This is a genomic window from Streptomyces sp. NPDC002690, assembly GCF_053592415.1.
In genome coordinates this window covers 1-9747 of the sequence record NZ_JBSFVR010000288.1, presented here as the reverse complement: position 1 = coordinate 9747, position 9747 = coordinate 1, and the positions used below count along the sequence as shown (strand labels likewise).

Annotated in this window: 9 protein-coding genes and 1 rRNA gene; 8 read left to right on the top strand and 2 right to left on the bottom strand. The window is 73.6% G+C overall.

Annotated features, from left to right (window positions below):
- The 3 genes from rrf to ACWD3D_RS27590 form a co-directional block, all read left to right on the top strand.
- Nucleotides 1-92 (top strand): 5S ribosomal RNA (rrf, locus tag ACWD3D_RS27600); the annotation flags it as partial.
- A gap of 211 nt (nt 93-303) precedes the next feature.
- Entirely contained in the window at nt 304-1896 is a 1593-nt protein-coding gene (locus ACWD3D_RS27595) for a hypothetical protein (protein ID WP_451463494.1), read from the top strand.
- Nucleotides 1878-2789, top strand: coding sequence for a tetratricopeptide repeat protein (locus ACWD3D_RS27590; RefSeq protein ID WP_451463493.1), 912 nt, complete (start codon nt 1878-1880; stop codon nt 2787-2789). Before ACWD3D_RS27595 ends, ACWD3D_RS27590 begins: the two co-directional genes overlap by 19 nt.
- 122 nt (nt 2790-2911) lie before the next feature.
- Here the strand turns inward: ACWD3D_RS27590 and ACWD3D_RS27585 are convergent, their stop codons facing one another.
- Complete coding sequence (locus ACWD3D_RS27585; RefSeq protein ID WP_451463492.1) at nt 2912-4189, bottom strand: DUF1015 family protein; 1278 nt, start codon at nt 4187-4189, stop codon at nt 2912-2914.
- Nucleotides 4190-4260: 71 nt separating this feature from the next.
- Between ACWD3D_RS27585 and ACWD3D_RS27580 the strand changes: the two genes are divergently transcribed.
- A complete protein-coding gene (locus tag ACWD3D_RS27580; protein WP_451463491.1) occupies nt 4261-5298 on the top strand; it encodes an HAD-IIA family hydrolase in 1038 nt (345 codons plus the stop codon).
- Between the two features lie 58 nt (nt 5299-5356).
- On the opposite strand, the gene ACWD3D_RS27575 is transcribed toward ACWD3D_RS27580, so the two are convergent.
- Complete coding sequence (locus ACWD3D_RS27575; protein ID WP_451463490.1) at nt 5357-5704, bottom strand: SCP2 sterol-binding domain-containing protein; 348 nt, start codon at nt 5702-5704, stop codon at nt 5357-5359.
- A 42-nt stretch (nt 5705-5746) separates the two neighbouring features.
- Between ACWD3D_RS27575 and ACWD3D_RS27570 the strand changes: the two genes are divergently transcribed.
- From ACWD3D_RS27570 to recN, 4 genes are all read left to right on the top strand, one after another.
- A complete protein-coding gene (locus ACWD3D_RS27570; RefSeq protein WP_451463489.1) occupies nt 5747-6112 on the top strand; it encodes a hypothetical protein in 366 nt (121 codons plus the stop codon).
- An 8-nt stretch (nt 6113-6120) separates the two neighbouring features.
- On the top strand, nt 6121-6936 hold the full coding sequence (locus tag ACWD3D_RS27565) for a TlyA family RNA methyltransferase (protein WP_386892859.1): 816 nt from the start codon (nt 6121-6123) through the stop codon (nt 6934-6936).
- Entirely contained in the window at nt 6933-7844 is a 912-nt protein-coding gene (locus ACWD3D_RS27560) for an NAD kinase (RefSeq protein WP_451463488.1), read from the top strand. Before ACWD3D_RS27565 ends, ACWD3D_RS27560 begins: the two co-directional genes overlap by 4 nt.
- 116 nt (nt 7845-7960) lie before the next feature.
- Entirely contained in the window at nt 7961-9715 is a 1755-nt protein-coding gene (recN, locus tag ACWD3D_RS27555; protein WP_451463487.1) for a DNA repair protein RecN, read from the top strand.
- Nucleotides 9716-9747: the final 32 nt, after the last annotated feature.

Here is a 9747-nt window from a genome sequence, read left to right as displayed (position 1 = left end):
CGCCCGGTTACATTCCGAACCCGGAAGCTAAGCCTTTCAGCGCCGATGGTACTGCAGGGGGGACCCTGTGGGAGAGTAGGACGCCGCCGAACAATCTTTCAAGGACCCTTGGTCCCAGCGTTCACGCTGGGACCAAGGGTCCTTTTGTTTTCCCGAAGCGCGTCGTCAGGTCGGCTGCGCGAGAATGTTTGCAGTACCCAAAGACAGGAGTCGTACCCATGTCCACCAACTCTCCCGACGATCGTCCGGATCGCGAGCCGCGTCGCCGGGACGGTGGCGACAGGGCCGGCTCCCACGGCGGTCGTGACGACCGCTCTGCCGCCCCGCGCCGCGACAACGACCGTGGTGGTTTCCGTCGCGATGACAACCGTGGCGGTTCTGGCTCGGGCGGTGGTTTCCGTCGCGACGACCGTGGCGGCTCCGGCTCGGGTGGCGGTTTCCGCCGTGACGACAACCGTGGTGGCTCCGGTTCCGGTGGTGGCTTCCGTCGCGACGACCGTGGCGGGTCCGGCTCCGGCGGTGGCTTCCGTCGCGACGACAACCGTGGCGGTTCGGGTTCCGGTGGCGGTTTCCGCCGTGACGACAACCGAGGCGGGTCCGGCTCCGGCGGTGGCTTCCGTCGCGACGACCGTGGTGGCTCCGGCTCGGGTGGCGGTTTCCGCCGTGACGACCGTGGTGGCTCCGGCTCGGGTGGCGGTTTCCGTCGCGACGACCGTGGTGGTTCGGGTTCCGGCGGTGGTTTCCGTCGTGACGACCGTGCCCCTCGTCGTGATGACGACCGTGGTGGCCGTCCGGGCGGTTTCGAGCGCCGTGACGACCGCCCCTCCGGTGGCGGTTTCCGTCGCGACGACAACCGTGGGGGCTCCGGTTCCGGTGGTGGCTTCCGTCGTGACGACAACCGTGGCGGTTCGGGTTCCGGTGGTGGCTTCCGTCGTGACGACCGTGCCCCTCGTCGTGATGACGACCGTGGTGGCCGTCCGGGCGGTTTCGAGCGCCGTGACGACCGCCCCTCCGGCGGTGGCTTCCGTCGCGACGACAACCGTGGGGGCTCCGGTTCCGGTGGTGGCTTCCGTCGTGACGACAACCGTGGCGGTTCGGGTTCCGGTGGTGGCTTCCGTCGTGACGACCGTGCCCCCCGTCGTGACGACGACCGTGGTGGTTTCCGTGGTCAGCGCGACGACCGCGCTCCTCGTCGTGATGACGACCGTGGTGGCCGCCCGGGTGGCTTCGAGCGCCGTGACGACCGCCCCTCCGGTGGCGGTTTCCGTCGTGACGACCGTGGCGGCTCCGGCTCCGGCGGTGGCTTCCGTCGTGACGACAGCCGTGGTGGCTCCGGTGGCGGTTTCCGCCGTGACGACAACCGTGGCGGTTCGGGTTCCGGCGGTGGCTTCCGTCGTGACGACCGTGCCCCCCGTCGTGACGACGACCGTGGTGGCTTCCGTGGTCAGCGCGACGACCGCGCTCCTCGCCGCGATGACGACCGTGGTGGCCGCCCGGGTGGCTTCGAGCGCCGTGACGACCGTCCGCGCGGCCCGCGCCGTGACGACGACCGCCCCTCCGGCGGCGGTTTCCGTCGTGACGACAGCCGTGGTGGCTCCGGTGGCGGTTTCCGTCGTGACGACCGTGGCGGCTCCGGTTCGGGCGGTGGTTTCCGTCGCGACGACCGTGGCGGCTCCGGTTCGGGCGGTGGCTTCCGTCGTGACGACCGTGCCCCCCGTCGTGACGACGACCGTGGTGGCTTCCGTGGTCAGCGCGACGACCGTGGCGGTTACCAGGGGCGCGACGACCGTGGTGGCTACCAGGGCGACCGTGACCGCGAGCCCATCAAGCGGCTGCCCATCCCGGACGACGTCACGGGCTTTGAAATCGACAAGGAAGTGCGTCAGGAGCTCATGAGCCTGCCGAAGACCCTTGCCGAGGACGTCGCGCGCAACCTCGTCATGGTCGCCCGGCTCATCGACGAGGACCCGGAGGAGGCGTACGGGTACTCCCGCGTCGCCCTCCGGCTCGCCTCGCGCGTCGCTGCCGTCCGTGAGGCGGCGGGCTTCGCCGCGTACGCCACGCAGAAGTACGGGGAGGCGCTGGCCGAGTTCCGGGCCGCCCGGCGGATGACCGGCTCCGTGGAGCTGTGGCCCGTCATGGCGGACTGCGAGCGCGGTCTCGGCCGCCCCGAGCGCGCCATGGCGATGGCGGGCGATCCCGAGGTCCAGAAGCTGGACAAGGCCGGCCAGGTCGAGATGCGCCTGGTCGCCGCAGGGGCCCGCCGTGACATGGGGCAGATCGATGCCGCCATCGTCACCCTGCAGAGCCCCGAGCTGGCTTCCAACGCGATTCACCCGTGGACCCCGCGCCTGCGCTACGCGTACGCCGACGCGCTCCTGGAGGCGGGCCGTGAGGACGAGGCCCGCGAGTGGTTCGGCAAGGCCCTGGAGTCCGACAAGGACGGTGCGACCGACGCCTCCGACCGGCTCGCCGAGCTGGACGGGGTCGAGTTCGTGGACGCCATGGACGACGACGAGGAGGACGCGACGTCCACCGTCGGCACCGCCCCCGCCGAGGAGCACACCGCCCCCGCGGTCCAGGTCCCGGCCACCATCGCCGACGCCACCGACGAGGGCGACGACTACGACGATGACGACGAGGACGACGAGGACGACGAGGACGAGCTGAACGCGTGGGCGGACCGTGCCGACGCGGCCGCCGAGAGCGCGGAAGCACCCGCCGAGACGGCCCCCCAGGCCGAGCGGAACGCCGGTGAGCCCGACGCGGAAGGACCGGCCAAGGGCTGAACGGTACGAGCCGTGTGAGCGGCGGTAGAAGGTAGAAGAAGGGCGGCACTCCTCCGGGAGTGCCGCCCTTCTTCGTACCCGCCGGATGTTCCGCAGATTTTCCCGCCGGATGATCCGCCCGCTCAGTCCGCGCCGAGCCTCCGCATCACCAGGCCCGTCGCCGGCTTCGGGCCGAAGGACGTGGACTTGCGCGGCATGGTGACGCCCTGCCGGGCGAGGTCCCGGACGACGGCCTCGCGTACGGGATGCATCAGGACGGCCGTTCCGCCGGAGCGCTCGGCCTGTTCGACCGCGGCCACCGGGTCGTGGAGGTACGCGATGTCCTCGGCGGTGTCCGGGACGTGCCACACCCGGGCGAGCAGCGTCTCGTGCAGCACCGTCGCGTCCAGGGTGCGCCAGGCTTCGGGCCGGCCCGCCGGGACCGTGCGGGCGAGCAGGGCGGGGTCCGCCCGGTCGACGAGGCGGTACGTACCGTCGCCCGCCAGCAGATAGGCGTTGCCCTCCTCGGACGCGGCGGCGAGCGCGCCCAGCGCGCGGGGGAGCGGGCCCGCCACCTCGCGGACCCGGAACCGGCCGTCGAGCGCCGCGAGGGCGTCGGCGGGGGCGAGCCGGCGGAGCACCCGGTGGATCGCGCGTACCTGGAGCGGGTAGCGGGCGGTGTCGACCAGGAAGACCAGGCCGAAGTCCCAGGGCCCCGGGGCGCCGTGCTCCCGCTGGAGCCGCAGATAGGTGGCCCACCGGTGGTGGCCGTCCGCGATGAGGGCCTGGCGGGGAAGGAGACCGGCCGCCGCCTCGGCCTGCTCCGCCGGATCGGTCACGGCCCACAGCCGGTGCCGCAGGCCGTTCTCCGTGGTGGTCGTGAGCAGCGGGGGCCGCCGGGCCGCCCGTTCGACGACCGCCGCCGCGCCGGACACCGTGCCGTCGCCGACGTAGGTGAGGAGCAGCGGTTCGAGGTGGGCGCCGGTGGCACGCGTCAGGGCCGCGCGGTCCGCCACCACGTCGTCCATCACCTCCTCGTGGGGGAGGACGACCCGGTCGGCGGCGGGGGAGAGTTCCAGGGAACCGATCAGGCCGCGCTGGAGGAGGCCGTTGCCGCGCTGCTCGTAGACGTAGAGGGCGGGCTCGGGGTCGGTGGCCAGGACGCCCTCGGCGAGCCACTCGGCCAGGGTCCGGGCCGCCTGCCGGTTGCGGGCCTCCGGTGAGCCGTCCTGCGGCAGGATCAGCCGCACGATGTTGTGCGGGTCCGCCGACTCCAGGTGGTGCAGGCCGTCCGGCCGTACCACCACGTCGTACGGCGGAGAGGTCACGGCCGCGAGGCTGCCCACCCGTTCCGGGACGTAGCGCAGTCCGCGGAAGGGGAGCAGACGCAGCCCCTTCGCGGCGTCCCCCGATGTGTCCATCCCCGCATCGTAGGTGGGGTGGGGCGATGCGGGATGATCGGGGCAGAGGCGTCGAACGAGGAGCGAACACAATGAGTCAGCAGGACAGGTCCCGGCCGCTCGGCAGCACTACGGCGCTGAGCGAGGCGTACGACACCGCTCTGCTCGACCTCGACGGGGTCGTGTACGCGGGCGGGCAGGCCATCGGCCACGCCGTCGAGTCGCTCGGAACCGCCCGGGACGGCGGGATGCACCTCGCGTACGTCACCAACAACGCGCTGCGGACCCCCGCCGCGGTGGCGGCCCACCTGACCGAGCTGGGGGTGCCCGCCGAGCCCTCCGACGTGATCACGTCCGCGCAGGCGGTCGCCCGGCTGGTCGCGGACCAGCTTCCGGCGGGCGCCCGGGTCCTCGCCATCGGGGGAGAGGGTCTGCGGGTCGCCCTGGAGGAGCGCGGGCTCGTCCCGGTCGACTCGGCGGACGACGAGCCGGTGGCGGTGGCGCAGGGGTACGGCGGTCCGGACTTCCCGTGGTCGCGATTCGCCGAGGCCTCGTACGCGATCAACCGGGGCCTGCCCTGGTTCGCCTCCAACACCGACCTGACCATCCCCAGCGCGCGGGGCATCGCCCCCGGCAACGGCGCGGCGGTCATGGTCGTCCGGATCGCGACCGGCGCCGAGCCGCAGGTCGCGGGCAAGCCGCTGCCCCCGATGCACCGGGAGACCGTGCTGCGTACCGGGGCCGAGCGGCCGCTCGTCGTCGGCGACCGCCTGGACACCGACATCGAGGGCGCGTTCAACGGGGGAGTGGACTCGCTGCTCGTCCTCACCGGAGTGACCGACGCGGCCCAGCTGGTCGCGGCGGTGCCGGAGCACCGCCCGACGTACGTCGACCGGGACCTGCGCGGGCTGCTCACCGGGCAGCCCGAGGTGACGGTGGAGGACGGTACGGCCCGCTGCGGCGGGTGGACCGCGTCCGTACGCGGGCAGGAGCTGGCCCTGGAGGGCGAGGGGGACGCCCTCGCCCCGATCGACGGGCTGCGGGCGCTCTGCGGCGCCGCGTGGACCCACGGGGGCACGAAGGCTTGCGCCCTCGACGCGGGGAAGGCCGTCGCCCGCCTGGGGCTCTGACGGCCGGGCCCGGTCGGGCGGCCCGGCCGGGCTCAGCCAGGGGGGCCCGGGCAGGCTCTCAGAGCAGCGATCTGAGCTTGAGCAGGTCCCGGAACCCCGCCTCCAGGCGGACCCGGCCCGCGCCCCACGCCTTGGCGAAGTTGAGGTCGCCGTCCACCAGCGCGACGAGGTCGTCGCCGGTCATCGCCAGCCTGATCTCGGCCTTCTCCCGGGGTGGGCCCTCGACCGTGTCGAGAACCCGGATGCGGCCGTCCGTGAGCCGGCCGGCGAACGTCACATCGAGATCCTTGATGTGACAGCTCAGCGAGCGGTCCAGGGAGGCGGCGCTGCGGACGTCGCCGTCCGCGCCCGCGAGATTGTCGGAAAGTCTGTCCAGTGCGCTGCGGCACTCTGCCATGGTCGCCATCGTGATCGACGGTACCGCAGCCCACCGGGGTAGCGTTCCCGCATGAGCGACTGGACGGCGGGGTCCGGCACGGCCCCCGCGCAGACACCCCCGGCTCCGTCCGGCGACGGCGCCGACGACCCCCGTACCACCCCCGGCGAGGAGGCGGCCGGCCCCGGCGCCGCGCCCTCTCCCGAGCCTGCCGCGCCCTCCCACGAGCCCGCGGCCCCCGCCCCCCTCGGCGTCGTCCGCACCCCCACCGGGAACCCGGCCGTGGACGCCGCGCTGGAGCGGCTGGCCGACGCCGACCACCTCGCGGCGGACGGACACACCGAGGTGTACGAGGATGTACACCGTGGGCTGCGCGACGCGCTGACCGCACTGGACGCCGGGCCCGCACCCGCACCCCCGTACGACAACAGGAGCTGAACGTAACCGTGGCAGGAGTGGCCCGTCGCCGCCTCGACGCAGAGCTGGTACACCGCAAGCTCGCCCGCTCGCGCGAGCACGCGAGCCAGCTGATCGCCGCGGGGCGCGTCTCCGTGCGCGGCCTCGTCGCGACCAAACCCGCCACCCAGGTGGAGACCAGCGCACCCGTGGTCGTGGCCAAGGACGAGAGCGATCCGGAGTACGTCTCGCGCGGCGGGCACAAACTCGCCGGCGCCTTCGCCGCGTTCGTACCCCTCGGACTGGAGGTGGAGGGCCGCCGCGCGCTGGACGCCGGGGCGTCCACCGGCGGCTTCACCGACGTGCTGCTGCGCGCCGGCGCCCGGCAGGTCCTCGCCGTCGACGTCGGTTACGGCCAGCTCGCCTGGTCGCTCCAGTCGGACGAGCGGGTCGTCGTCAAGGACCGCACCAACGTCCGTGAACTGACGCTCGACGACATCGACGGGCTGCCGGTGGACCTGGTGGTCGGCGACCTCTCCTTCATCCCGCTGGGGCTCGTCCTGCCCGCGCTGGTGCGCTGCGCCGCCCCCGACGCCGACCTGGTCCTCATGGTCAAGCCGCAGTTCGAGGTCGGCAAGGAACGGCTCGGCAGCGGCGGAGTGGTGCGCAGCCCCGAGCTGCGCGCCGAGGCGGTACGCGAAGTCGCCCGCCGGGCAGCGGCGCTGGGGCTCGGTGTGCGCGGGGTGACGGCCAGTCCGCTGCCCGGCCCCTCGGGGAACGTCGAGTACTTTCTGTGGCTGCGGGCCGGCGCACCCGAACTGGATCCGGCAGATGTGGACCGTGCAGTGGCGGAGGGGCCTCGTTGACGACGACGACAAGTACGGCACGAACAGTCTTTCTTTTGGCGCATACCGGCCGTCCGGCCGCGATCCGCAGTGCCGAGCTCGTGGTGCAGGGACTGCTGCGCAACGGCCTCGGCGTGCGGGTCCTGGAGGCCGAGGCGGCCGACCTGCCGCTCCCGTCGACCGTGGAGACGGTCGCCGACGCGACCCCCGCGGCGGTGGACGGGTGCGAGCTGCTGATCGTGCTCGGCGGCGACGGCACCTTGCTGCGCGGGGCGGAGTTCTCGCGCGCCTCGGGCGTTCCCATGCTCGGGGTCAATCTCGGCCGGGTCGGGTTCCTCGCGGAGGCCGAGCGCGACGACCTGGACCGGGTGGTCGCCCGCGTGGTGACCCGGGCGTACGAGGTCGAGGAACGCATGACGCTCGACGTGGTGGTGCACAGCAACGGTGCCGTCGTGCACACCGACTGGGCCCTCAACGAAGCGGCCGTGCAGAAGGTTTCGCCCGAAAGGATGCTGGAGGTCGTCCTGGAGATCGACGGCCGGCCCGTCACCGGGTTCGGCTGTGACGGAATCGTCTGCGCGACTCCCACCGGCTCGACCGCCTACGCGTTCTCGGCCGGCGGCCCCGTCGTCTGGCCGGAGGTCGAGGCCCTGCTGATGGTGCCGATCAGCGCGCACGCCCTGTTCGCGAAGCCGCTGGTCACCTCGCCGTCGTCGGTGCTCGCGGTGGAGGTCCAGCCGCACACCCCGCACGGGGTCCTCTGGTGCGACGGCCGCCGGAACGTCGAGCTGCCCGCCGGTGCCCGCGTCGAGGTGCGGCGCGGAGCCGTACCCGTCCGGCTGGCGCGACTGCACCACGCGTCGTTCACCGACCGGCTGGTCGCGAAGTTCGCGCTGCCGGTCTCCGGGTGGCGCGGTCTGCCGCAGTGACGAGGCCGCGCACGGCCCCCGGAGACCCGCCCCGAACCGGTGGTCCGGGGCCGTGCGCGGACGCGTGCGGGTGAGTCGCGACCGGGGTCCGTCGCACGGGGGCGGAGAAACCTCGTATGGTCGTGTCCGTGTTGGAGGAGATGCGGATACGGTCGCTCGGAGTCATCGACGATGCCGTGGTCGAGCTGTCGCCCGGATTCACCGCGGTCACGGGTGAGACCGGAGCGGGCAAGACCATGGTCGTCACGAGCCTCGGGCTGCTGCTCGGCGGGCGTGCCGATCCAGCCCTGGTGCGGATCGGTGCCAAGGCCGCGGTGGTCGAAGGACGGATCACGGTCAAGGACGGGGACGCGGTCGCGCTGCGGGCCGAGGAGGCCGGTGCGGAGATCGAGGACGGCGCGCTGCTGATCAGCCGTACCGTCTCGGCGGAGGGCCGCTCGCGGGCCCACCTCGGGGGCAGATCCGTGCCCGTCGGAGTCCTCGCCGAACTCGCCGACGAACTGGTCGCCGTGCACGGCCAGACCGACCAGCAGGGACTGCTCAAGCCCGCGCGGCAGCGGCAGGCCCTGGACCGGTACGCGGGCGACGGCGTCGCCGTGCCGCACGAGAAGTACTCGGCCGCCTACCGGCGGCTGCGCGCCGTCGTCGTGGAGCTGGACGAGATCACCACCCGGGCCCGGGAGCGGGCCCAGGAGGCGGACCTGCTGCGCTTCGGCCTCGACGAGATCGCGGCCGTCGAACCCCTGCCCGGTGAGGACGCCGAGCTCGCCGCCGAGGCCGAGCGCCTCGGGCACGCCGAGGCCCTCTCCTCCGCCGCCGCCCTCGCGCACACCGCGCTGGCCGGGAATCCGGAGGACCAGGAGGTCGTGGACGCCACGACCGTCGTCGCCGCGGCCGGCCGCTCGCTGGACGCCGTGCGCTCCCACGACCCCGCCCTCGCCGCCCTCGCGGACCGTATCGGGGAGATCTCCATCCTGCTCGCCGACGTGTCCGGCGAACTCGCCGGATACGCCGACCAGCTCGACGCGGACCCCCTGCGGCTGGCTTCGGTGGAGGAGCGCCGGGCCGCGCTCACCGCCCTCACCCGCAAGTACGGCGAGGACATCGCCGCCGTGCTGCGCTGGGCCGAGGAAGGCGCCGCACGCCTCACGGAGCTGGAGGGCGACGACGACCGGATCGGTGAACTCACCGAGGAACGCGACGCCCTGCGCACGGAACTCTCCGAACTGGGCCAGGCCCTGACCGACGCCCGCACCGGGGCGGCGGCCCGGTTCGCCGCGGCGGTCACCGAGGAACTGGCCTCCCTCGCCATGCCGCACGCCCGCGTCTCCTTCGCCGTCCGGCAGGCCGAGGCGCCCGACGAGGCATCCGGCATCGACGTGGGCGGCCGCAGCGTCGTCTACGGGCCGTCCGGGGCCGACGAGGTCGAGCTGCTGCTCGCCCCGCATCCCGGCGCCCAGCCCCGGCCGATCGCCCGGGGAGCCTCGGGCGGTGAGCTCTCCCGGGTGATGCTCGCCGTGGAGGTCGTCTTCGCAGGCTCCGACCCGGTGCCCACGTATCTCTTCGACGAGGTCGACGCGGGCGTCGGCGGCAAGGCGGCGGTGGAGGTCGGCCGCCGCCTCGCCAAGCTCGCCAGGACCGCCCAGGTCGTCGTCGTGACGCACCTCCCGCAGGTCGCCGCGTTCGCCGACCGTCAGCTGCTCGTCGAGAAGACCGTGGACGGCTCGGTGACCAGCAGCGGGGTCACCGTCCTGGAGGGCGAGGACCGGGTACGCGAACTCTCCCGGATGCTCGCCGGCCAGGAGGACTCGCAGACGGCCCGCGCCCACGCCGAGGAGCTGCTGGCCACCGCACGGGCGGACACCGCCTGACGCGTGGCACCCGCCGCGTCGGCCGCCGGTGG

Bases quoted from the DNA above. Each gene is read 5' to 3' on its own strand.
- ACWD3D_RS27580 (WP_451463491.1), top strand. From the start codon at position 4,261: ATGAGTCAGCAGGACAGGTCCCGGCCGCTCGGCAGCACTACGGCGCTG.
- ACWD3D_RS27570 (WP_451463489.1), top strand. From the start codon at position 5,747: ATGAGCGACTGGACGGCGGGGTCCGGCACGGCCCCCGCGCAGACACCC.
- ACWD3D_RS27585 (WP_451463492.1), bottom strand. From the start codon at position 4,189: ATGGACACATCGGGGGACGCCGCGAAGGGGCTGCGTCTGCTCCCCTTC.
- ACWD3D_RS27575 (WP_451463490.1), bottom strand. From the start codon at position 5,704: ATGGCGACCATGGCAGAGTGCCGCAGCGCACTGGACAGACTTTCCGAC.
- recN (WP_451463487.1), top strand. From the start codon at position 7,961: ATGGTCGTGTCCGTGTTGGAGGAGATGCGGATACGGTCGCTCGGAGTC.